This window comes from Bauldia litoralis, assembly GCF_900104485.1.
Taxonomy (GTDB): Bacteria; Pseudomonadota; Alphaproteobacteria; order Rhizobiales; family Kaistiaceae; genus Bauldia; species Bauldia litoralis.
In genome coordinates, this window is sequence record NZ_FMXQ01000006.1 from 302,371 (window position 1) to 323,088 (window position 20,718).

Consider the following 20,718-nt stretch of genomic DNA (forward strand, 5'->3'; position numbering starts at 1 on the left):
CCAGGTGAAACAGCTTTCGCTGCGGCGCCGGGTTTTTGAGGTCGTCGAGGGCGGCTCGCGCCGGGCGGCGCTGTCGAGGATCTTCTCGGCGGCGCTGATCATCCTCATCCTGGTAAATGTCATCGCGGCGATCTTCGAGACCGTGCCGACCATGACGCAGACCTATTTCCAGGTCTTTGCCGGGGTCGAGGGCGTCTCGCTGACGGTCTTCGCGATCGAGTATGTCGTGCGGCTGTGGGTCTGCGTCGAGCATCCCCGGGCGCGCGGCGTGCCGGCCTGGCGGGCGCGGCTCAACTACGTCTTCACCCCGTCGGCGATCATCGATTTCATCGCCATCGTGCCGTTCTTCATCGTCGCCCTTGGCGGCGCCGACATCCGGACGATGGTGCTTGTCCGGCTGATGCGGCTGTTCAAGCTCGGGCGCTATTCCACCGGCTTCCAGTCGCTGTTCGAGGCGGTGCGGCGCGAACGCCACGCCCTGGTCGCCAGCTTCCTGGTGCTGACGTCGATCGTGCTGGTGGCGGCATCGCTTGCCTATATCGCCGAGCGCGAGGCGCAGCCCGACGATTTCGGCAGCATCCCCCAGGCGATCTGGTGGGCGATCGAGACCGTCACGACCGTCGGCTATGGCGACGTCATACCGAAGACGCTGGCTGGCCACATCATCGGCGGCATCACCATGATCACCGGCATCCTGATGATCGCCCTGCCGATCGCCATCATCGGCAGTTCCTTCGCCGAGGTCATCCGCCAGCGCAGCTTCGTCGTCACCTTCGGGCTCGTGGTGCGGATGCCGATGTTCGCCAGCCTGAGCTCCGATGTGCTGCATGATCTCCTGCCGATGTTGCGGGCGATGACCGTCGAGGCCGGCACCGCCATCATCGAACCGGGGGAGGGCGACGATGCGCTCTACGGGATCGCCGAGGGGGTGGTCGAACTCGACAGCGATGGCGGCCGGCGGCGGCTGAGCGTCGGCGACTCCTTCGGGGCCAGTCCCGATATCACCGACAAGACGCGGGCGGATCCGGCGCTGGCGCTGACGCGGGTCAAGCTGCTGGCGATCGACCGGATCGACCTGATCCACCTCGTCGCCCGTTACCCCGGGCTGGCCGGTCGGCTGAAGCCGAATGTCCAGGCCGGCATCGTCATGGATGACGGTTCGGGAGGCAATCCGGCCTAAGATTCGTGCGCGGTGGCGGCTATGCCTTCGCGGTGCGCTTGTTCTAGGCTGCACAGAGGCATATCGGCGGCGGGAATGTTCGAACACGAATCGGCACGGGAACTGCTCATCGTCCTCGGGACGGCCGGCGTCGTCGTGCCCCTGTTCGGCAAGATGCGTTTCGGGGTCGTTCCCGGCTTCCTGCTCGCCGGCCTGCTTCTCGGTCCGGGCGGGCTTGGCGCCTTCGTCAGCCAGGTGCCCTGGCTCTCCTATATCACCTTCTCCAATCCCGAGCGGGTCGCGCCGATCGCCGAGCTCGGCGTCATCTTCCTGCTCTTCCTGATCGGGCTGGAATTCTCCTTCGACCGCCTCTGGGCGATGCGCCGCTACGTTCTCGGCGTCGGCTCGCTGCAGGTGTTCATCTCGGCGGCGGCGATCCTCGGCATCGCCCTGCTGGTCGGCCTCAATCTCCCGGGCGCACTGGTCCTCGGGCTGGCGCTCGCCCTGTCGTCGACGGCAATCGTCACCCAGGTACTGATCGAGGCGCATCGCTTCGCCTTGCCGGTCGGCCGGCTGGTGCTCAGCGTCCTCGTCTTCCAGGACCTGATGGTGGTGCCGATCGTCATCGTCGTCGGCCTGCTCGGCGGCGCCAGCGCCGGCGAAGCCGACTTTTCCTTCGCCGATGCGGGGATCGCGGTGGCGGTGGTCGCCGGCATCATCGTCTTCGGCCGGATCATGCAGCGCCCGCTGCTCCGCCTGACGACCGGCACCGGCAGCCGCGAACTGGTGGTTGCCATCGGGCTGTTCATGGCGATCGGCGCGGCGGTCCTGACCGCCCAGGTCGGCCTGTCGCCGGCGCTCGGCGCCTTCCTCGCCGGCCTGCTTCTCGGCGAGACGGAGTATCGCCATCAGATCGAGGTCGATATCGAGCCGTTCAAGGGGTTGCTGCTCGGCCTCTTCTTCATGACCGTCGGCATGAGCCTCAATCTCGCGGCGATCACCATCGGCCCGCTTGCCTTCGTCGCCGCGGTGGTGACGCTGGTGCTGGTGAAGGGGCTGGTGATGATCGCCGTTGCCCGGGCCTTCGGCGTCGATCTGTCGGTTGCGATCGAGGCCGGATTCCTGCTGGCCGGCGCCGGCGAGTTCGCCTTCGTCGTCTTCACGCTGGCCAGCCAGCATGACCTGGTGGCGCCTGGTCTCCTGCAATTCCTGGTCTCGGTCTCGGCCCTGTCGATGTTCGTCGTGCCGTTTCTCGGCAAGCTCGGCCAGCGCGTCGGCAAGTCGCTGGCGGAGCGACGCGACGGTCGCGATCACGGCGCGGGGGTGGGGGAGTCCGAGGAACTGTCGGATCATGTAATCATCGGCGGCTTCGGCCGGGTCGGCGAAATGGTCGCACGGCTCCTGACCGAGGAACGCATTCCGTGGGTGGCACTCGATCTCGATGCGGCCGCCGTCTCAGAGGCGCATGCTGCCGGGCGGCCCGTCTTCTATGGCGACGCCAGCCGGCGCGAATTCCTCGAGCGGGTCGGCGCGGCCCGGGCCCGCGCCTTTGTCGTCACCACCGATGCACCCGGGGCGACGGAGGACATGGTGGCCGCCATCCGCCAGTCATGGCCGAAGGCGGCGATCCATGCGCGTGCCCGCGATTCGGCCCATGCAGAGGTGCTGATCAAGCTTGGCGTGTCGGCGGTGACGCCCGAGACGCTGGAGGCCAGCCTGCAACTGGCGCGGGGCCTGCTGATGAGGATCGGCCTGCCCGAGGATGCAACCGACAACCGTCTGGCGGCCATGCGGGAGATAGAGATGCGCGAGATCGGCAAGGGCCGGGACTGATCCCGACCCTCGCCGATCCGCTGTATCAGCAAATCGTCGTCAACTTCCGGTGCGGTTGCTGTTCTGGCGCTCGATCATCCAGCCCGGATATTCGATGGGCAGGGCGCTGACGGTGTCGAGGGCGGCCAGTTCTTCGTCCGAGAGTCGGATATCGACGGCGGCGACATTGTCGTCGAGCTGGTCGGTATTCTTCGCCCCGACGATCACCGACGTGACGTGCGGCTGGTGCAGGAGCCAGGCCAGCGCGATCCGGGCGACGGAGACCCCGTGCGCCTCGGCAATCGGGCGCATCGCGTCGATGCAGTCGAAGGCTCGGTCCTTGTTGATCGGCGGGAAGTCGAAGCTGGCGCGACGCGATCCCTCCGGTCCGTTGCCGTCGCGGTCGAACTTGCCGCTGAGCAGCCCGCCGGCCAGCGGGCTCCAGACCATCAGGCCGACCTGCTGGTCGCGCAAGAGCGGCGCGATCTCCCGCTCGAGGTCGCGGCCGGCGATGGTGTAATAGGCCTGCAGCGAAGCGAACCGCCTCCAGCCGCGATGGTCGGCAAGCGACAGGGATTGCGCCAGCGCCCAGGCCGGCCAGTTCGAGCAACCGACGTAGCGGACGTGGCCCTGGGTGACGAGATCGTCGAGTGCGCGGATCGTCTCCTCGATCGGCGTGATCCTGTCGAAGCCGTGCAACTGGTAGAGGTCGATATAGTCGGTGCCGAGGCGGCGGAGGCTGGCCTTGACGCTATCCATGATATGGGCCCGCGACGAGCCGCGGTCGTTCGGCCCGGCGCCCATCGGGCCATTGAGCTTGGTCGCCAAGACGAAGTCGCTGCGCGGCCGGCCGGAATTGACCATCGCCTGGCCGGTGATCTCCTCGCAGAGCCCTTCGGAATAGACATTGGCGGTGTCGAGGAAGTTGATTCCGGCGTCGAGCGCGCGGCCGAGGATGGCGTCGGCCTCCGTCTGGCCGAGGGAGCCCACCTTGGTCCAGATGTCGCCCTTGCCGCCGAATGTCATGGTGCCAAGGCAGATTTCGGACACGAGGAGGCCGGTGCCGCCGAGTTTCTTGTATTGCATGGATTAATCACCTCAGATCGGAAAGCCGCTTCGGTTGAAGCGGCCGGAAGCGACCGGCGCATGATGCCGGTTGCGTGGTCCGCGACCGCCGGATGCAGGGCCGGATGGTCCTGCGAGACGCGGGGAGGGCGGTTTCAGGCAGAAGCAGCCCATTCCGCGCCCCGGCAACGGTGTCCGGTGGTCGCCATCCCAAGATGGGTCGGAAACCGGGGCGGGCGTAGTCGGATGCTGCCGACTTCTTGCACGATCCTCTCAAACCACCATTCTATCGGCAGGTGGAACCTTGTCGGCACCGACCGGCGGGTGCATTGAGATCGGCATGGATCATCTATCTGAACTGAAGGCGTTGATCGTGCGCCACTGCGCGGGTGGTCGCGCCGTCAGCGCCAACCCGCGACTCGTCCTGCTCAATGCGCCGAGGACCACCAGGCCGGGGCCGGCGCTCTACCAGCCGACTTTCTTCCTCGCTGTTCAGGGACGCAAGCGGCTGGTCGTGGGCGACCGGGTCATTGAATATGACAGCGCGAAATCCCTGATGGTCTCGATCGACCTGCCGGTTACGGCGGCGATCTGCGAGGCGAGCCCGGAAAAGCCGTATCTCGCGGTCGGCCTCAGCCTCGACCGGGCGGCAATCGCGGCGATGCTGCTGGAGATGCCGGGCCAGGACGACGGCAGGCTGGCGTCGATCGCGGTCGCCCCGGTGACGGCGGAAATTCTCGATCCGATGCTGCGGCTGACCCGGCTGCTCGATCGTCCGGAGGACATTCCCGTGCTCGCGCCGCTCGCTGAGCGCGAGATCCTCTATCGGCTTCTCCAGGGACCGCAGGGACCGGTGCTGCGCCAGATCGCGCTCCGCGACAGCCGCCTGTCCCGAATCGCCAAGGCGATCGACTGGATTCGCGGGCATTACCAGGAGCCGCTGAAGGTCGGCCCGCTCGCCGAGATCGCCGGGATGAGCCAGTCGTCCTTCCACCGCCACTTCAAGGCGGCGACGGCGATGAGCCCGCTTCAGTACCAGAAGCAGATCCGGCTGCAGGAGGCGCGGAGCCTCCTGCTTGGCCAGTCGGCGAGCGCCGGCCACGTTGCCTTTGCCGTCGGCTATGAGAGCTCGTCGCAGTTCACCCGCGAATATGCCCGCCTGTTCGGGGCGCCGCCGGCCCGCGATGCGGCCCGGCTGCGCGGTTCACCCGTGGATGCTGCGGGCCCTTAGGCTGCCGCCATCGCCTTCTGGAGGTTCTCGTCGACCTTGTCGAGGAAGCCGGTGGTCGAGAGCCACTTCTGCTCGGGACCGACGAGAAGCGCCAGGTCTTTGGTCATCGAGCCGGACTCGACCGTGTCGACGCAGACCTTCTCGAGCGTCTCGGCGAAGGTCTTGAGGTCGGCGTTGTTGTCGAGCTTGGCGCGATGCAACAGGCCGCGGGTCCAGGCGAAGATCGAGGCGATCGAGTTGGTCGACGTCTCGTTGCCCTTCTGGTGCTCGCGGTAGTGGCGGGTGACGGTGCCGTGGGCGGCTTCCGCCTCGACCGTCTTGCCGTCCGGCGTCATCAGCACCGAGGTCATCAGGCCGAGCGAGCCGAAGCCCTGGGCGACGGTGTCGGACTGGACGTCGCCGTCGTAGTTCTTGCAGGCCCAGACGTAACCGCCCGACCACTTCATCGCCGCCGCGACCATGTCGTCGATCAGGCGGTGCTCGTAGGTAATGCCGGCTTCCTTGAACTTGTCGGCGAACTCGGTCTCGTAGATCTCGGCGAAGATGTCCTTGAAGCGGCCGTCATAGACCTTGAGGATCGTGTTCTTGGTCGACAGGTAGACCGGGTATTTCCGGGCCAGGCCGTAATTCATCGAGGCGCGGGCGAAATCGCGGATCGACGGGTCGAGATTGTACATCGCCATGGCGATGCCGGCATCCGGCGCGTCGAACACGTCGCGCTCGATGACTTCGCCATCCTCGCCCTCGAAGCGGATGGTCAGCTTGCCCTTGCCGGGGAAGCGGAAATCGGTGGCGCGATACTGGTCGCCGAAGGCGTGGCGGCCGATGATGATCGGCTGGGTCCAGCCCGGCACCAGGCGCGGCACGTTGGAGCAGATGATCGGCTCGCGGAAGATGACGCCGCCGATGATGTTGCGGATCGTGCCATTCGGCGAGCGCCACATCTTCTTGAGGCCGAATTCCTCGACGCGGGCCTCGTCCGGGGTGATCGTCGCGCACTTGATGCCGACGCCGATCTTCTTGATCGCCTCCGCAGCGTCGATCGTCACCTGGTCGTCGGTGGCGTCGCGATGCTCCATGCCGAGGTCGAAATACTGGAGGTCGATGTCGAGATAGGGATGGATCAGCTTATCCTTGATGAGCTGCCAGATAATCCGCGTCATCTCGTCTCCGTCCATTTCGACGACGGGATTGGCAACCTTGATCTTCGACATAGTTTGGGCCTCACTGGCAGACTGATCGGGGAGGGCGCGGCCAGTGGAGGTGGCCGGCGCGGTGATTGTGGCGCCCTCATATCACCCGACCGGTCGCGAGAAAAGGCAACCGTCCCGCCTTTACCGGATGGAACCGACGGGACGGGTCTCGCGATGGCGGAGATTACGATTCGAGAATCACCTCGCCGGACACGGGGTCGGTGACGCCAAGCCCGTTGCCGAGGTCCTCCAGCATGTCGCGCACCTTGTCGAGGCTGGCGATCATCTTCGGTCGCGCCGCAACGATGTCGTCCATGCTGTTCCACTCGCCGATCAGGCAATAGCTGCGTTCGCCGGTCTTGATCACCGCGAACCGGCGGGCATCGTCCATATCGTTGTCGTCCCGAAACGATGAGAGGACCTTGTCCTCTAACCCGGGCTTAACGCGCATTCTCACGACGTTATAGGCGGTCATGGTTACCTCCCTTGCTGGGCGGAACCGGTCGAGACGGCGGTCCACTCGGTCCCGCACGGACCGCAGCTTACTCCCTTTTTTGGGTTTCACCGCCAGGGTTTCAGCTTGCGGTCGCCAGGATCGACAGAAGCCCGTCGCAATCGCGCTTCAGTCGGAGGCTGCGATAACGAAGAAAAAAGGGCGCGGCGGCCGAAGCCGTCGCGCCCTTGATCCGCATCCAATAATGGTCGTCAGGCTTCCCGGGCGGCCATCGAGATCATGATGTAGCTCCAGCCGGTGAAGATCAGCGAGATGCCGGTCAGCGTGCCGATCGCCCAGGCGGTCGATACGGGCCAGCTCGCCCAGATGATCAGGCCGACGAAGATCGCCAGGATTCCAGCCGTCAGCATCCAGCCCCAGCCGCGCTGCGGGCGCATCTGGAAGCCGAGGATGACCTGGAAGATACCCTTGGCGAGAAACACCGCCGCCAGCAGGATGGTCAGCGTCACCGCGCCGACGACCGGCCGGAACCACATGGACGCGCCGCCAGCGAGCAGCACGAGGCCGATGATCAGTTGCCAGATGAATCCGCCCCAGCTCTTGGTGCTGAACGCCTGGACGATCTGCATGATCCCCAGCCAGACCAGCACGATGGCAAACACCACGGTGACGGCGAGACCGGCGACGAACGGTGAGGCGATGGCGAAGATGCCGCCAATCACGAAGATGATGCCGAGGGCGAGAAACCACCCCCAGTGCTTGCGGATATTGTCGGCAGAGTTGAGTGTCATTGCAGCGTCGGTCATGGGCCCCTTCTCCTTCACGACTCGCGACGGCGGGAGAGTACTCCAATCGGCCATCCGTCAACACCTCCGGTTTTGGCGCGCGCCGATATGGCGTCGCTCACGCCGATCGGATAGGAACCGGCCATGACGGATACAATTGTCGAAGCCGGCCCCCCGGCAGTCGTTCTGGTCGCGCCGCAACTCGGCGAGAATATCGGCACCGCGGCGCGGGCGATGGCCAATTTCGGGCTGGTCGATCTGCGCCTGGTCAATCCCCGCGACGGGTGGCCGAACGAGAAGGCCGTCGCCGCCGCCAGCCGCGCCGACCATGTCATCGACGCGGTGCGGGTCTTCGGCTCGGTCGCGGACGCGGTGGCGGATCTCGCCTTCGTCTATGCGACGACCGCGCGGTCGCGTGAGGTCGCCAAGCCGATCGTCGGCCCGCGCGAGGCGGGCGGCCGGCTGCGCGCCTATGCGAACAAGGGGGTGCGGACCGGCATCCTGTTCGGGCCCGAGCGGACTGGTCTCAACAACGAGGATGTGTCGCTCGCCGACGAGATCCTGACCTTCCCCGTCGACCCGACCTTCTCCTCGATCAATGTCGCGCAATCGGTGCTGCTGATTGCCTATGAGTGGCGAATTTCCGGCTTTTCCAGCGAGGATGCCGGCCTGCCTTTCGCGGTCGATCGCCTGCCTGCGGCGAAAGACGACCTTTTCCGGCTGTTCGAGCATCTCGAGACCGCGCTCGATGCCGCCGGCTTCTTCCGGCCGCCGGAGAAGAGGCCGCACATGGTCGAGGGGCTGCGGACCATCCTCAACAAGGCCAACCTTTCCGAACAGGAGGTGCGGACGCTGCGCGGCGTCATCGCCGCCTTCCAGCGGCGCCCGACCCGGCCGCGCGAGACCGAAGATGGCAACGTGACCGACGCGCGGGGGGACGAGGCATGAAACCGTCGCCGAGGATCGCATGACGCGGCTCCTGGTCTTCGATTCCGGTATTGGCGGGTTGTCGGTGGCCAGCGAGATCCGGCTCGCCCTCCCGGCGGCCGAGATGATCTACGTCGCCGACGATGCCGGCTTTCCCTATGGCGAGCGCAGCGACGACGACCTCGGCGTCCATGTCGTCGAACTGATCGGCGCGCTGATCGACGTCTTCACCCCGGATGCGGTGGTGATTGCCTGCAACACGGCGTCGACTCTGGTGTTGCCGCCGCTGCGCGAGCGATTCTCGATCCCCTTCGTCGGCACCGTGCCGGCGGTCAAGCCGGCCGCCGAGCAGACCCGCTCCGGCCTGATCAGCGTGCTGGCGACGCCCGGCACCATGCGGCGCGACTACACCCGCGCGCTGATCGAGAGCCACGCCAGCCATTGCGCGGTGCGGCTGGTCGGGTCGGCCAACCTGGCGCCGATCGCCGAGGCGGTGATGCGCGGCGAACCGGCGGACGACGCGGCGATCGCCACCGAGATCGGGCCGGCCTTCGTCGAGGACGGCGACCGACGCACCGACAGCATCGTGCTGGCCTGCACCCACTATCCCTTCCTCAAGGCCGATTTCGTCCGTCTCGCCCCGTGGCCGGTGGAGTGGATCGACCCGGCGCCGGCGATTGCCCGCCGGGTGGTCAGCGTTGTCGGCGAGGGGGAGGGCGGAGAGACTGGCGGTGGTCTGGCCTACCTGACCTCCGGCAAGGTCTGGCCCGAACCGCTGGTCGACGTGCTTGGGCGGATGGGGCTCGAGCCGATGTCCGAGCCGGCCTCAGGCTGATTGCCGCGCTTCGCCATCGGGTTCCGGGAGCAGGAGGACGATGAGCACGATCCCGGCAAGGGTGATGAAGCGGAAGGCCGCGTCCTGACCGTTCCATTGCTCGGACTGCCACATTGCAAACCATTCGCCGCCGATCGCCACGAATCCGACGGCGTAGAGCAGCATCGCCATCGTCAGGCCCGTCGCCGCCGTCGGCTTGGTCGCAGCAAAGCGTCCGGTCGAAGACGCCGCGAGCATGCGGGCGGCGCCGACCCACAGGACAAGCGCGGTCAGGACCTGCCAGGCGATGATCGACCAGTAGACGGCGGTCTGCAGCGTCGGGTCGGTGATCGCCCGCCAGCGCAGGGTCGAGTCGGGAAAAATCGTGTCCATGCTCATGACGTGCTGGACGAAGGCCCAGTTCGAACCGTAATCGGTGATGTTGCCGAGGGCGAACAGGCTGAAGAGCAGCGCCACCGAGGCGACGAGGATCGTCTTGCAGAGCCGGATCACACGCATCGAATCGGTTCCTCCCTCCAAGGAAGCGTAGCCACGGCCTGTGGCAGCGAGCAATTGCCCCGGCGCGCGAGCGGAACATCCCTGTCATATTCGGCGGCTAGTTGGTTGCTCGGCGGTGCCTTTCGCACAGCATCGGGCCACCGTGAGGGAACGGAATGAGCGAGACGGGGCAGCCCGACGCGGACGCGACATCGCATCCATCCTTCGCCGAGGCGACGAGGGTCTGGGCGACGATCGGGCTGTTGTCGTTCGGCGGGCCGGCCGGCCAGATCGCGCTGATGCACCGGATCCTGGTTGACGAGCGCCGGTGGATTTCCGAGCCGCGATTCCTCCATGCCCTGAACTTCTGCATGCTGCTGCCGGGCCCGGAAGCGCAACAGCTCGCCACCTATGTCGGCTGGCTGCTCCATGGCACGCGCGGTGGCGTCGTCGCCGGAACGCTGTTCGTCCTGCCGGGGCTCGCCGTCATCCTCGGCCTGTCGACGCTCTACGCGGTCTACCAGGACACCGGCTGGCTGGAAGGCATCTTCTTCGGCCTCAAGGCGGCGGTCCTCGCCATTGTCATCGACGCGGTCATCCGCATCGGCCGCCGCGCCCTGAAGAGCCGCTTCGCCGTGATCCTGGCGGCGATCGCCTTCGTTGCGATTTTCGTCTTCGGCGTGCCGTTCCCGGTGATCGTCATCCTGGCCGGGCTGGCCGGCTATCTGCGGGCGCGGATGGCGCCGGGCGAGGGGACCGCGGTGGGCGAGGGGGAATCGAAGGCCCTCGAGCCCGACCGGCTGCACAGCAGCGAGACAACCCGATCCGGCGCAGTCCGGGTTATCGCCACCTGGGGGGCGTTGTGGGCGGCGCCCATCGTCGGTTTCGCGCTTCTCGGCGGCTGGGAGAGCATCTACCCGCGGCTGGCGCTGTTCTTCAGCTGGCTGGCGGTGGTGACCTTCGGCGGCGCGTATGCGGTGCTCGCCTATGTCGCCGACGCGGCGGTCTCGTCCTTCGGCTGGCTGAGCGCCGGCGAGATGCTCGACGGGCTGGCGATGGCCGAGACGACGCCGGGACCGCTGATCATCGTCCTCTCCTATGTCGGTTACATCGCTGCCTTCCGGGCCGAAACCGACCTCGACCCGCTGATTGCCGGGCTGATCGGAGGGGCGCTGACGGCCTGGGTAACCTTCGTTCCCTGTTTCCTGTGGATCTTCCTCGGCGCGCCTTATGTCGAGAAGCTGCGCGGCAATCTCCGCCTGTCCGGCGCCCTTTCGGCGATCACCGCCGCGGTCGTCGGCGTCATTCTCAACCTGGCGCTCTGGCTTGGCCTGCACGTGCTGTTTCGCGAGGTCGGGGTGCTGGAATTCGGGCTGGCGCGACCCCCATGGCCGGTCTGGGGCAGCGTCGACCCGTGGGCGGTTGGCCTGATGGTCGTCGCCATCGTGGCGCTCTTCCGGTTTCGGCTGGGGGTGGTCCCGACGCTGGCAATCTGCGCCGGTCTCGGGCTCCTCGTCCGTTTCCTTGCCTGAACCGCGGCATTCCCGTATTTGACAGCCGCGGACGAGGGCAGTATGACCCTCTCGCCTCGCCGGTCCTTCTGGGCCGGCGTGGTTTTTTCTGCGACCCGTGGAGATTTGGGGGTGCTTGCCTCCTGATTCCTGTCGGCCGGTCCCGCGAGGGGCGGCAGAGGAGGGCGCTTAAACCCGAATGTGAAGGGATTACGCGATGACCAAGCGCGCACAATCGAAGTACAAGATCGACCGCCGCCTCGGACAGAATATCTGGGGTCGTCCGAAGAGCCCGGTGAACCGCCGCGAATACGGCCCCGGTCAGCACGGCCAGCGCCGCAAGGGCAAGCTTTCCGACTTCGGCACCCAGCTGCGCGCCAAGCAGAAGCTCAAGGGCTTCTACGGCAACATCTCCGAGAAGCAGTTCAACAACATTTACAAGGAAGCGGTCCGCCGCCCGGGCGATACGTCCGAGCAGCTGGTCGGCCTCCTCGAGAGCCGGCTCGACGCGGTCGTCTACCGCGCCAAGTTCGTGCCGACCGTCTTTGCCGCCCGCCAGTTCATCAACCACGGCCATGTCCGGGTGAACGGCAAGCGCGTCAACATCCCGAGCTATCGCTGCTCGCCGGGCGACATCGTCTCCGTCAAGGATTCGTCGCGCGAGATGATGATGGTGCTCGAGGCGACGCAGCTCGCCGAGCGCGACGTTCCCGAATATGTCGAGGCCGACCACGGCAAGATGGTCGCGACCTTCCTGCGCGTTCCCGGCCTCGCCGAGATCCCCTACGCCGTGCAGATGGAACCGAACCTCGTCGTCGAGTTCTATTCGCGCTGACGCCTGTCGACAGTCGCATCGAAAAGGCCGCCTCCGGGCGGCCTTTTGTTTATGAGGCCGCAGGGTGCCTGCCGAAACGAAAAGAGGCCGCCCGATGGGCGACCTCCTGTTCATTCACACGTCGTGGCGGTCGGTCAGGCGGTCTTGGCCGGCTCCGCGATCGCAACGCCCTTTTCGCCGAGCAGCGTCTGCAATTCACCGGCCTGGAACATCTCGCGGATGATGTCGCAGCCGCCGACGAATTCGCCCTTCACATAGAGCTGCGGGATGGTCGGCCAGTCGGAATAGGCCTTGATCCCCTCGCGGATATCCATGTTGTCGAGGACGTTGACGCCGCTGTAGTCGACGCCGAGATAGTCGAGAATCTGGACCACCTGGCTCGAGAAGCCGCATTGCGGAAAGGTCGGCGTGCCCTTCATGAAGAGGACGACGTCGTTTGTCTTCACTTGGTTTTCAATCCAGGGCTTGATCTCGCTCATTGCCTTAAATCCTTGTCCTGTCGCCGGTGACGAGCAGCCAACTCACTCCGGCACGCTGGTCTGCAGGGCCAGCGCGTGCAGCGCGCCGCCCATGTTTCCCTTGAGCGCGTTATAGACCATCTGGTGTTGCTGCACACGGCTCTTGCCGCGAAAGGATTCCGATACAACCTCCGCGGCGTAGTGGTCGCCGTCGCCGGCGAGATCGCGAATGACGACTTTCGCGTCCGGCAGTTCGGTCTTGATGAGCGTTTCGATCTCGCGGGCATTCATTGCCATGTGGAAGCTTCCCGTTGGCGGTCGGTTTCAGAGTTCAGCCTGCATGAAGGTCGGAAACCAATTCTCATGGGCTTCCCTGAGCTTTGCAACAGATATGGAAACGACGCCACCCAGAATCAAATCGGTGCCGCCGGTGGTGCCGATCCGGGGGGCAAGGACGCCGGCATCGCGGGCCCGGTCGACTACGGCGTCGACCTTGTCCGCGGCAATGGTCATCAGGTAGCGACCCTGGTCCTCGCCGAAGAGCACCGGCAGGGCAGGCTGGTCGGCGAGCTGGTCGACGGTCGCGCCGATGCCGGAGGCGATCGCCATCTCGGCCAGGCCGACCGCCAGCCCGCCATCCGACAGGTCGTGGCAGGCGGTGACCAGGCGATCGCGGATCAGGCCACGGACGAAATCGCCGACCTTCTTCTCGTGGTCGAGATCGACCGGCGGCGGCGGCCCGTCCTCGCGGCCGTGGATTTCGCGCAGATACGTCGACTGGCCGAGGTGGGTGCCCCAGGTCTCCGGCGCGCCGGCCAGCAGGATTGCCTCGCCCTCGGCCTTGAACGGCACCGTCGCGGCCGCCGTCACGTCGTCGAGCAGGCCGACGCCGCCGATGGTCGGGGTCGGCGGGATCGCGGTGCCGTTGGTCTCGTTGTAGAGCGAGACGTTGCCTGAGACGATCGGGAAGGCGAGGGCGGTGCAGGCGGCGCCGATGCCCTTGATGGCGCCGACCAGCTCACCCATGATTTCCGGCCGCTCCGGATTGCCGAAGTTGAGGTTGTCGGTCGCCGCCAGCGGCTCGGCGCCGACCGCCGTCAGGTTCCGCCAGCATTCGGCGACCGCCTGCTTGCCGCCTTCATAGGGATCGGCGGCGCAGTAGCGCGGGTTGACGTCGAGGGCGAAGGCAAGGCCCTTGCCGGCCTCGCCGACGCGGATGACCGCGGCGTCGCCGCCCGGCTTGACGATGGTGTTGCCCTGGATCAGGTGGTCGTACTGCTCCCAGACCCAGCGGCGCGAGCACATGTCCGGCGCGCCGAGAATCTGAATCAAGGCCGTGCCGTAATCCCCTGGTTCCGGATTCGTTTCGGCGATCGGCGGCCGGGGCGGGCGAGCCGTGTGCGGCCGGTCATATTCGGGCGCCTGGTCGCCAAGCTCCTTGATCGGCAGGTCGGCCTCGACCTTGCCGTTGTGCAGGACCTTGAAGCGAAGGTCGTCCGTCGTCCGGCCGACGATGGCGAAGTCGAGCCCCCATTTGCGGAAGACCGCCTCGGCTTCCTCCCGCATCTCGGGGCGCAGCACCATCAGCATCCGCTCCTGGCTTTCCGAGAGCATCATCTCGTAGGCGGTCATGCCGGTCTCGCGGCAGGGGATCCTGTCGAGATCGAGCTCGATGCCGAGGTCGCCCTTGGCGCCCATTTCGACGGCCGACGAGGTCAGGCCGGCGGCGCCCATGTCCTGGATGGCGACGACCGCGCCGGTCGCCATCAGTTCGAGGCAGGCCTCGAGCAGGAGTTTTTCCGAGAAGGGGTCGCCGACCTGGACGGTCGGGCGTTTCTCGTGGGCATCGTCGTCGAATTCGGCCGAGGCCATCGAGGCGCCGTGGATGCCGTCGCGGCCGGTCTTCGAGCCGAGATAGACGACCGGCAGGCCGACCCCCGAGGCCTTGGAATAGAAGATTGCGTCGGTCGGGGCGATGCCGGCGGCGAAGGCGTTGACCAGGATGTTGCCGTCATAGCCGCTATGGAAATTGACCTCGCCGCCGATGGTCGGGACGCCGAAGGAATTGCCGTAGCCGCCGATGCCGCTGACGACGCCGGAGACCAGATGGCGGGTTTTGGGATGCTCCGGCGCGCCGAAGCGCAGCGCGTTGAGCGCCGCCACCGGTCGCGCGCCCATCGTGAAGACATCGCGCAGAATGCCGCCGACCCCGGTCGCCGCTCCCTGGTAGGGCTCGATGAAGGAGGGGTGATTGTGGCTCTCCATCTTGAAGACAACCGCCAGACCGTCGCCGATATCGACGACCCCGGCATTCTCGCCCGGTCCCTGGATGACCCGGGGCCCGGTGGTCGGCAGCGTCCGCAACCACTTCTTCGACGACTTGTAGGAACAATGCTCGTTCCACATCGCCGAAAAGATGCCGAGCTCGGTCATCGTCGGCTCGCGGCCGATCAGGGCAAGGATACGGTCATATTCGTCCGGCTTCAGGCCGTGGGCGGCGATGACGTCGGGTGTCATGGAAACAGATGCGGTCATTCAGTGGATACCGATGGCGGCGTGGCGGGGTTCCTGTTGCATAGCGTGCCGCGCTGTCCCATGGAAGGACGCGGTTTGACCCTGGCGCGATTGACTGGGGGTAGCGTCGATTGTGCGGAAGGGGGCTTCTTTCTCATGGGTTGGTTCAGCAGGGGTCCCGGGCGGAAGAGATCGAAGCCTTCAGAGGGAAAGGTCCCGTCGAAGCGGAGACGGCAGCTTGCCGGCTTCCGGAAGCTGACCCGTGCGACGAAGTCAGGATCGAAAGACGTCGCGCGCCCGCTCAAGGCGCTCGAAGCGTCGGCGGGCAGGATCGCTAATCGCCTCGACTCGAATGCACGGCTTCTGCAGAATGTGCCGCGCATCGACACGAACATGATCATCCAGAACAAGCTGCTGCGGATGATCGCCGACGATCTGCTGGCCGCCGTTTCGCCGCGCTATTCGGAGCCGAAGCGCCTGTTCGGCCCTCACGCCCAGGTCTATTCGCAGAATTACGAAGACGCGATGATCGGCGAGATCTTCACCCGAATCGGCTTTGGTTCACGGCGCTTCGTCGAAATCGGCGTCGAGGACGGCCACCAGAACTGCACGCGGATGTTGCTGGAACATTGCGGTTTCAGCGGCGTCTGGGTCGAGATGGACCCGGAAGCCTGCGCCAGGATCCGGACCCGCTTCGCCGCCTATATCGAATCGGGACGCCTCGTCCTCGTCGAGGGGATGGCGACGGCCGAGACGATCAACGACCTCATTCCTCCGGAATTCCGGGACGTCGACCTTGTCTCGGTGGATGTCGACCAGAATACCACTCATGTCTGGCGAGCGATGGACCTCAAGGCCCGGGTCGCCTGCATCGAATACAACGCGGCGTTTCCGCCGATGCTGGACATCGAGACGCCCTATGAGGCGGAAACCGTATGGGATGGCGGGCACATCTACGGCGGATCGCTCAAGGCCATCGAGCGGATCGGCGCCGGCAAGCAGATGAGCCTCGTCGGTTGCGACCTGCACGGGGTCAACGCCTTCCTGATCGCCGACAGCGAGGACCTGTCGAAGTTCAGCGCGCCGTTCACCGCCGAAAACCATTTCGAGCCGCTCCGACTGCAACTCGTCAGCGAGCGCGGCCATCGCCGGGTGAAGGCGTCTTAGGCGCTACCGGCGACCGCGACGCGGCGTTGCGATCAGCTGCAACTATCGCTGCCGCCCAGCCAGCGGCGGAGGTCGGCCGCGATCCGTGTCGAGAGCGACGTGCCGGCCAGCGGTCCGTAAACGTTGAGGCCGCCCGCCGCGGTGATCTCGACGACGAGGACGGGGAGTTCGTGCGGCGCGTTCTTCGGCACGACCAGAATGCGCGGCCCGCCGGCGGCATTGGGCTCCGGCGAATAGACATACTGGGCAAAATCCGTCGCATTCGGTCCGAACCAGCATTGGTCCATCGCCTTGGCGAGGCGGCTATAGAGGGTATAGGCCGCCTGGCTCGGCTGGGCGGCGGCCGGCAGGATCGTGGCCGGCAGGAAGGCGATGGCGGCCGCAAGGACTGGGGCGGTCAGGGACAGGTGCTTCATTTCCGAGAGTCCTGCGGCCGGGGGAAGGGGCACGCATGCGATTGTCGCGACGGGCCGATCCGGCATTCCGCCACGTTTGACCGGCGCTACGGCTATCGTCAAGCGGGCGTACTCGGCGAACGCTGGTCCGCAAGGCATTGTTCCCACCCGGCCCGGCGGGGTAAACCGTCCGCCTTGGTTCTGGGAGGAATGAGATGTCAGATTCGGTAAAGGTCGCCCTGGTCGGCTGCGGGTTCTTCGCGCGCAATCACCTGTTTTCCTGGAAGGACCTGGCGGCCGAGGGCGCCGACCTCGTCGCGGTCTGCGATATCGACGCGGCCAAGGCGGAAGCGGCGGCGAAGGAATTCAACGTGCCGCGCTGGTACACGGATTTCGACGCCATGGTCGAGGCCGAGCAGATCGACCTCCTCGACATCGCGACCCGCATGGATACCCATCGGATGCTGGTCGAAAAGGCGATCGGCCGGGGCATAGCGACGATTGTCCAGAAACCCTTCGCGCCGACCTGGGAGGATGCGGTGGCGATGACCGCCGCCGCCGAAAAGGCAGGCGTCTTCCTCGCGGTGCACGAGAATTTTCGTTTCCAGACCCCGCTGATCCGCGTCGCAGAGACGCTGCGCACCGGGGTGATCGGCACGCCGAGCTGGGGGCGGATTTCCTTCCGCACCGGTTACGACATCTATGCCGGCCAGCCCTATTTCTTCGACGAGGAGCGCTTCATCATCCTCGACCTCGGCGTCCATACGCTCGATATCGCCCGGGTCTTCATGGGCGAGGTCGAGCGGGTCTATTGCGAAACCCAGCAACGCAACCCGAAGGTCAAGGCCGAGGATACGGCGACCGTCATGCTCAAGCATGTCTCCGGCGCCGTCTCGGTGGTCGATTTTACTTATGAGAGCCGCAAGGAGCCCGATCCCTTCCCCGAGACGATGGTCGAGATCGAGGGGCCGGACGGCGCGGTGGTGGTCGATGCGGGTCTGACGATGCAGGTGACCAGCGGCGGCGAGATGCGGACCGAGGACATCGGCGCACCGCTCCTGCACTGGACATCGAAACCCTGGCACGTGGCGCAGGAGAGCGTGCTGATCACCTGCCGCCACATGCTGGAAAGTTTCCGGGCCAAGGACGCGGCGGCGACGGCCGCCGCCGACAACCTGAAGACCTTTGCGGTGGTCGAGGCCGCCTACGAATCGGCGGCCTCGGGAACGGCGGTCAAGCCACGGGCCTACCCGTGAGCCCGTCCGGTCAGCCCGGCATCAACTGGCCGCCATTGACCTCGATGATCTGGCCGGTGACGTAGCCGGAGAGGGCCTCGGAGGCGAGGAACAGGTAAGCGCCGACGCATTCCTCGGACGTACCGGCGCGGCCCATCGGGATGGTCGCGACCATCCCCTTCATCTGCTCGTCGGTGCTGAAGCGCTCGTGGAAGGGCGTCAGGATGACGCCTGGCGAAACCGCATTGACTCGGATGCCGTCGCCGACGAATTCCTTGGCGAGGCCCTTGGTGATGGTCGAGACAAAGCCTTTCGATGCCGCATAGAGAATGGCGCCACCGCCACCGCCGTTGCGCGCGGCGATCGAGGTCGTGTTGATGACCACGCCGCGGGACTTGCGCAGCCAGGGCAGGGCGGCGCGCGTCATCCAGACGACCGAGTGCGAATTGAGGTCGACGACGGCGCGGTCGTGCGCCTCGTCGGACTCTTCCATCGGGATTCGGCCGAGCATGGCGCCGGCATTGTTGATCAACCCGTCGATCTTGCCGAAATGGTCGGCAGTCTTGTCGACAATTTCGGCATTCGCAGCGTGCTGGCTGACGTCGCCCTTGACGAGGAAGGCGTTTCCACCATTCTTGGTGATCGCATCAGCAACATCGCGCGCCTGGGTTTCACTGGAATTGTAGTGGACGGCGACCGCGGCGCCTTGTTCGGCCAGCGCCAGCGCAACGGCCGCGCCGATACCGGTCGAACCGCCGGTCACCAGGAAGACTTTGTCGGCGAGGTCGGGGATTCTCAGGTTGCTCGTGGTCATGTTCACTCCAGTGAAGGCGATTGGGAAAATGGCGGGGGACAACGGGGGCGGCAATCGGCAGGGCCGAATCGAAACCGCGCGCAACCCTCCCGTTGCGTCGGTCGGACGATCTTTATTATGGCACCCGGCGGCGAGACTCGGCAAATAGACAGCATGCCCGTTCCCGAGATCGAGACGATTCGCGCCCACGCCCTGTTCCGGGATCTGGCGGAGGAACAGTTTGCCGATCTTGCGCAGCATGCGGTGGCGAAGCGATTCCTTCCCCACGATACGATCGTCGAGGAGGGCGACCACCCGCAGTTTCTTTGGCTGGTGGTCCAGGGCGCGGTGGAGCTTTTTTCAAGGCGCGGCCGGCGGGAGGCGTCGATCGGGGTGGTCCTGCCGGTCTCGGCCTTTTTCATTGCCTCGACGATCTACGATCTCCCGCTCCAGGCGTCGGCCCGCACCATCGAGCCGTCGTCGATCGTGGCGATCGAGGCGGAGCCGCTCCGCAGGCTCTTCGAGGCGGATGGCGGTTTTGCGCGGGCAATTCTCGCCGAGACTGCCCGGAGTTTCCGGAGCATGACCTCCGAACTGAAGGCGCAGAGGCTGTGTACCAGTGTCGAGCGGCTGGCCAACTGGATCCTGGTGCAGGACCGGGATCACAGCCGGAACGGTCAGTTCGTGCTGCCCTACGACAAGCGCACCCTGGCCGGGCATCTCGGCATGACGCCGGAGAACCTGTCCCGCAACTTCGCGCTGCTCTCGGACTACGGCATCTCCGTCAACCGTCGTGAAGTGGCGGTGCGAGATCGTGAGAAGCTCGCCGCCTTTGCCGAGCCGGCCGCCAGCCTGACGGACTGGGAGGTCTGAAGCCTCAACCGGACAGCGCCCGGCGCGACGTAACGCCTGCACGCCTGCGCAATGGGAACGCCCTTCGCGATGAGACTATCATCTCGAAGCCATCGGCCGGACGACCATGAGGCCTATTTCGCCGGCAGATAACCGAAGCGACGCATGGCAGGCTTGTGGGCCTTGACGATACGGGCCACCTGCTCGGCGCTCAGCCGTTCCTGCCATTGGCCGGCGCGGCCCTCGCGGAAGAACATGTCGACCGATGTATCGGGCTTCTCGAAGAACCCTGCCTCGGCTTCTCTCGCGCGCAGGCGGTCGAAGCTCGACAGCTCGATCGCCTGGCGAAGCTGGTCCTTCGTCGGGTCCGTCCTGAGATGCCGCGCGATGCGCTTGAACGTCCGCTCCGGTTTGTCGAGCATGTCCTCGTAGCGCACCACGAGGGTGGTGGGATTGGCCCGGTCGGTCCAGGTCCCGACATTCTGGCTCCATGATCCCGTGACCGTCCGGATCTTCTGCGCGGTGGTCTCAATGCCCCAGCCGCTTCTCGCCATCAGGTCAATGGTGAAGTCGATCGGCGCATTGCTGAGATGGGCGTAGGAGATCGCCACATCGAGCGGGTTGCGGACGATGTAGATGGAGCCTGCGGTGACGTCGGTGTTGATCAGCGGGGCGCCGTGATCCATCGCCCGGGCGTTGTGGGTCTTGAGGTAGATGAGGCGCCTGGCCGACTCGACCAGGGCCGCCTGGACCCACGGACGGGCGGCGGCGATCTCGGCCGGGGTCGCCCGGAACACGGGCTTGCCGAGGAAGCGCGGGTAGAGCGCCGGGGCGCCTTCCGATTCAGCGGCTTCGTCAAACTTGTTGATGTCGAAATCGGCGGAGCCGGGATCGCGCATCACCTTGAAGAGCGAATTGATGAAGGCCCGCATCCAGGTGTTGCCCGAGCGGGGGTAGGAGGCGATCCAGATGATGCCCCTCGGGTTGCCGCTGTCGAATTTGATCATGGCGCCAGGTGCC

Annotated in this window: 21 protein-coding genes; 10 read left to right on the plus strand and 11 right to left on the minus strand. The window is 65.9% G+C overall.

Going from position 1 to position 20,718, the window contains the following annotated elements; all coding sequences use genetic code 11:
- Window positions 1–4: 4 nt before the first annotated feature.
- The gene (locus BLT60_RS15670) at window positions 5–1,180 is read left to right on the plus strand and encodes a cyclic nucleotide-gated ion channel (protein ID WP_090877634.1); all 1,176 of its coding nucleotides are present in this window, start codon (window positions 5–7) and stop codon (window positions 1,178–1,180) included.
- A gap of 75 nt (window positions 1,181–1,255) precedes the next feature.
- Complete coding sequence (locus BLT60_RS15675) at window positions 1,256–2,992, plus strand: cation:proton antiporter domain-containing protein (protein WP_175478468.1); 1,737 nt, start codon at window positions 1,256–1,258, stop codon at window positions 2,990–2,992.
- 39 nt (window positions 2,993–3,031) lie between these two features.
- Here BLT60_RS15675 and BLT60_RS15680 read toward each other — a convergent pair whose 3' ends face one another.
- A complete protein-coding gene (locus BLT60_RS15680; RefSeq protein ID WP_090877637.1) occupies window positions 3,032–4,057 on the minus strand; it encodes an aldo/keto reductase in 1,026 nt (341 codons plus the stop codon).
- Between the two features lie 319 nt (window positions 4,058–4,376).
- Between BLT60_RS15680 and BLT60_RS15685 the strand changes: the two genes are divergently transcribed.
- Window positions 4,377–5,267: an AraC family transcriptional regulator gene (locus BLT60_RS15685; RefSeq protein WP_090877638.1), complete on the plus strand. Its 891-nt coding sequence runs from the start codon at window positions 4,377–4,379 to the stop codon at window positions 5,265–5,267.
- Here the strand turns inward: BLT60_RS15685 and BLT60_RS15690 are convergent.
- The 3 genes from BLT60_RS15690 to BLT60_RS15700 all read right to left on the minus strand — a co-directional run bounded on the left by BLT60_RS15690 (window position 5,264) and on the right by BLT60_RS15700 (window position 7,720).
- Window positions 5,264–6,481, minus strand: coding sequence for an NADP-dependent isocitrate dehydrogenase (locus tag BLT60_RS15690; RefSeq protein ID WP_090877640.1), 1,218 nt, complete (start codon window positions 6,479–6,481; stop codon window positions 5,264–5,266). The genes BLT60_RS15685 and BLT60_RS15690 overlap by 4 nt on opposite strands.
- A 163-nt stretch (window positions 6,482–6,644) precedes the next feature.
- A complete protein-coding gene (locus BLT60_RS15695; RefSeq protein WP_090877641.1) occupies window positions 6,645–6,935 on the minus strand; it encodes a DUF718 domain-containing protein in 291 nt (96 codons plus the stop codon).
- 230 nt (window positions 6,936–7,165) lie between these two features.
- The gene (locus BLT60_RS15700) at window positions 7,166–7,720 is read right to left on the minus strand and encodes an HdeD family acid-resistance protein (RefSeq protein ID WP_090877835.1); all 555 of its coding nucleotides are present in this window, start codon (window positions 7,718–7,720) and stop codon (window positions 7,166–7,168) included.
- A 123-nt stretch (window positions 7,721–7,843) separates the two neighbouring features.
- On the opposite strand from BLT60_RS15700, the gene BLT60_RS15705 reads away from it, so the two are divergent.
- Both BLT60_RS15705 and murI read left to right on the plus strand, forming a co-directional pair.
- Window positions 7,844–8,647 (plus strand): RNA methyltransferase, encoded by an 804-nt coding sequence (locus BLT60_RS15705; RefSeq protein WP_090877643.1) that lies wholly within the window; start codon window positions 7,844–7,846, stop codon window positions 8,645–8,647.
- Window positions 8,648–8,666: 19 nt separating this feature from the next.
- On the plus strand, window positions 8,667–9,461 hold the full coding sequence (gene murI, locus BLT60_RS15710; protein ID WP_090877645.1) for a glutamate racemase: 795 nt from the start codon (window positions 8,667–8,669) through the stop codon (window positions 9,459–9,461).
- Here murI and BLT60_RS15715 read toward each other — a convergent pair.
- Window positions 9,453–9,959 carry a DUF2165 family protein gene (locus tag BLT60_RS15715; protein WP_090877837.1) on the minus strand — a complete coding sequence of 169 codons (507 nt, stop codon included), beginning with the start codon at window positions 9,957–9,959 and terminating at the stop codon, window positions 9,453–9,455. The genes murI and BLT60_RS15715 overlap by 9 nt on opposite strands.
- 155 nt (window positions 9,960–10,114) lie before the next feature.
- Here BLT60_RS15715 and chrA point away from each other — a divergent pair, with 155 nt between their 5' ends.
- Together chrA and rpsD are read left to right on the plus strand one after the other, a co-directional pair.
- On the plus strand, window positions 10,115–11,470 hold the full coding sequence (gene chrA / locus BLT60_RS15720; RefSeq protein ID WP_090877647.1) for a chromate efflux transporter: 1,356 nt from the start codon (window positions 10,115–10,117) through the stop codon (window positions 11,468–11,470).
- Between the two features lie 196 nt (window positions 11,471–11,666).
- Window positions 11,667–12,284, plus strand: a complete 618-nt coding sequence (gene rpsD, locus BLT60_RS15725; protein WP_090877649.1) for a 30S ribosomal protein S4 — start codon at window positions 11,667–11,669, stop codon at window positions 12,282–12,284.
- A gap of 134 nt (window positions 12,285–12,418) precedes the next feature.
- Here rpsD and grxD read toward each other — a convergent pair whose 3' ends face one another.
- The 3 genes from grxD to purL are packed head-to-tail and all read right to left on the minus strand — an operon-like array spanning window position 12,419 to window position 15,277.
- Window positions 12,419–12,763, minus strand: coding sequence for a Grx4 family monothiol glutaredoxin (gene grxD, locus BLT60_RS15730; RefSeq protein ID WP_090877651.1), 345 nt, complete (start codon window positions 12,761–12,763; stop codon window positions 12,419–12,421).
- Window positions 12,764–12,805: 42 nt separating this feature from the next.
- Window positions 12,806–13,039, minus strand: a complete 234-nt coding sequence (locus BLT60_RS15735) for a BolA family protein (protein ID WP_090877653.1) — start codon at window positions 13,037–13,039, stop codon at window positions 12,806–12,808.
- Window positions 13,040–13,066: 27 nt separating this feature from the next.
- Entirely contained in the window at window positions 13,067–15,277 is a 2,211-nt protein-coding gene (gene purL / locus BLT60_RS15740) for a phosphoribosylformylglycinamidine synthase subunit PurL (RefSeq protein ID WP_090877655.1), read from the minus strand.
- A gap of 372 nt (window positions 15,278–15,649) precedes the next feature.
- Between purL and BLT60_RS15745 the strand changes: the two genes are divergently transcribed.
- Entirely contained in the window at window positions 15,650–16,423 is a 774-nt protein-coding gene (locus BLT60_RS15745) for a hypothetical protein (RefSeq protein ID WP_139167860.1), read from the plus strand.
- A 32-nt stretch (window positions 16,424–16,455) separates the two neighbouring features.
- Here BLT60_RS15745 and BLT60_RS15750 read toward each other — a convergent pair whose 3' ends face one another.
- The gene (locus BLT60_RS15750; RefSeq protein ID WP_090877659.1) at window positions 16,456–16,839 is read right to left on the minus strand and encodes a hypothetical protein; all 384 of its coding nucleotides are present in this window, start codon (window positions 16,837–16,839) and stop codon (window positions 16,456–16,458) included.
- A gap of 194 nt (window positions 16,840–17,033) precedes the next feature.
- Between BLT60_RS15750 and BLT60_RS15755 the strand changes: the two genes are divergently transcribed.
- Complete coding sequence (locus BLT60_RS15755; RefSeq protein ID WP_090877660.1) at window positions 17,034–18,074, plus strand: Gfo/Idh/MocA family protein; 1,041 nt, start codon at window positions 17,034–17,036, stop codon at window positions 18,072–18,074.
- 10 nt (window positions 18,075–18,084) lie between these two features.
- On the opposite strand, the gene BLT60_RS15760 is transcribed toward BLT60_RS15755, so the two are convergent.
- Window positions 18,085–18,867 carry an SDR family NAD(P)-dependent oxidoreductase gene (locus tag BLT60_RS15760; protein ID WP_090877662.1) on the minus strand — a complete coding sequence of 261 codons (783 nt, stop codon included), beginning with the start codon at window positions 18,865–18,867 and terminating at the stop codon, window positions 18,085–18,087.
- Between the two features lie 153 nt (window positions 18,868–19,020).
- Here BLT60_RS15760 and BLT60_RS15765 point away from each other — a divergent pair, with 153 nt between their 5' ends.
- Window positions 19,021–19,719 carry a helix-turn-helix domain-containing protein gene (locus tag BLT60_RS15765; protein ID WP_175478469.1) on the plus strand — a complete coding sequence of 233 codons (699 nt, stop codon included), beginning with the start codon at window positions 19,021–19,023 and terminating at the stop codon, window positions 19,717–19,719.
- 113 nt (window positions 19,720–19,832) lie between these two features.
- Here BLT60_RS15765 and BLT60_RS15770 read toward each other — a convergent pair whose 3' ends face one another.
- Window positions 19,833–20,705: a sulfotransferase domain-containing protein gene (locus tag BLT60_RS15770; RefSeq protein ID WP_139167861.1), complete on the minus strand. Its 873-nt coding sequence runs from the start codon at window positions 20,703–20,705 to the stop codon at window positions 19,833–19,835.
- Window positions 20,706–20,718 lie beyond the last annotated feature (13 nt).

Excerpts from the sequence above, each read along its gene's own strand:
- BLT60_RS15745 (WP_139167860.1), top strand. The coding sequence starts at position 15,650 with ATGATCATCCAGAACAAGCTGCTGCGGATGATCGCCGACGATCTGCTG.
- chrA (WP_090877647.1), top strand. The coding sequence starts at position 10,115 with ATGAGCGAGACGGGGCAGCCCGACGCGGACGCGACATCGCATCCATCC.
- rpsD (WP_090877649.1), top strand. The coding sequence starts at position 11,667 with ATGACCAAGCGCGCACAATCGAAGTACAAGATCGACCGCCGCCTCGGA.
- BLT60_RS15770 (WP_139167861.1), bottom strand. The coding sequence starts at position 20,705 with ATGATCAAATTCGACAGCGGCAACCCGAGGGGCATCATCTGGATCGCC.
- BLT60_RS15695 (WP_090877641.1), bottom strand. The coding sequence starts at position 6,935 with ATGACCGCCTATAACGTCGTGAGAATGCGCGTTAAGCCCGGGTTAGAG.
- grxD (WP_090877651.1), bottom strand. The coding sequence starts at position 12,763 with ATGAGCGAGATCAAGCCCTGGATTGAAAACCAAGTGAAGACAAACGAC.
- BLT60_RS15690 (WP_090877640.1), bottom strand. The coding sequence starts at position 6,481 with ATGTCGAAGATCAAGGTTGCCAATCCCGTCGTCGAAATGGACGGAGAC.
- BLT60_RS15675 (WP_175478468.1), top strand. The coding sequence starts at position 1,256 with ATGTTCGAACACGAATCGGCACGGGAACTGCTCATCGTCCTCGGGACG.
- BLT60_RS15765 (WP_175478469.1), top strand. The coding sequence starts at position 19,021 with ATGCCCGTTCCCGAGATCGAGACGATTCGCGCCCACGCCCTGTTCCGG.
- BLT60_RS15735 (WP_090877653.1), bottom strand. The coding sequence starts at position 13,039 with ATGGCAATGAATGCCCGCGAGATCGAAACGCTCATCAAGACCGAACTG.
- BLT60_RS15700 (WP_090877835.1), bottom strand. The coding sequence starts at position 7,720 with ATGACCGACGCTGCAATGACACTCAACTCTGCCGACAATATCCGCAAG.
- BLT60_RS15715 (WP_090877837.1), bottom strand. The coding sequence starts at position 9,959 with ATGCGTGTGATCCGGCTCTGCAAGACGATCCTCGTCGCCTCGGTGGCG.
- BLT60_RS15680 (WP_090877637.1), bottom strand. The coding sequence starts at position 4,057 with ATGCAATACAAGAAACTCGGCGGCACCGGCCTCCTCGTGTCCGAAATC.
- BLT60_RS15755 (WP_090877660.1), top strand. The coding sequence starts at position 17,034 with ATGTCAGATTCGGTAAAGGTCGCCCTGGTCGGCTGCGGGTTCTTCGCG.
- murI (WP_090877645.1), top strand. The coding sequence starts at position 8,667 with ATGACGCGGCTCCTGGTCTTCGATTCCGGTATTGGCGGGTTGTCGGTG.
- BLT60_RS15750 (WP_090877659.1), bottom strand. The coding sequence starts at position 16,839 with ATGAAGCACCTGTCCCTGACCGCCCCAGTCCTTGCGGCCGCCATCGCC.
- BLT60_RS15760 (WP_090877662.1), bottom strand. The coding sequence starts at position 18,867 with ATGACCACGAGCAACCTGAGAATCCCCGACCTCGCCGACAAAGTCTTC.
- BLT60_RS15685 (WP_090877638.1), top strand. The coding sequence starts at position 4,377 with ATGGATCATCTATCTGAACTGAAGGCGTTGATCGTGCGCCACTGCGCG.
- BLT60_RS15705 (WP_090877643.1), top strand. The coding sequence starts at position 7,844 with ATGACGGATACAATTGTCGAAGCCGGCCCCCCGGCAGTCGTTCTGGTC.
- purL (WP_090877655.1), bottom strand. The coding sequence starts at position 15,277 with ATGACCGCATCTGTTTCCATGACACCCGACGTCATCGCCGCCCACGGC.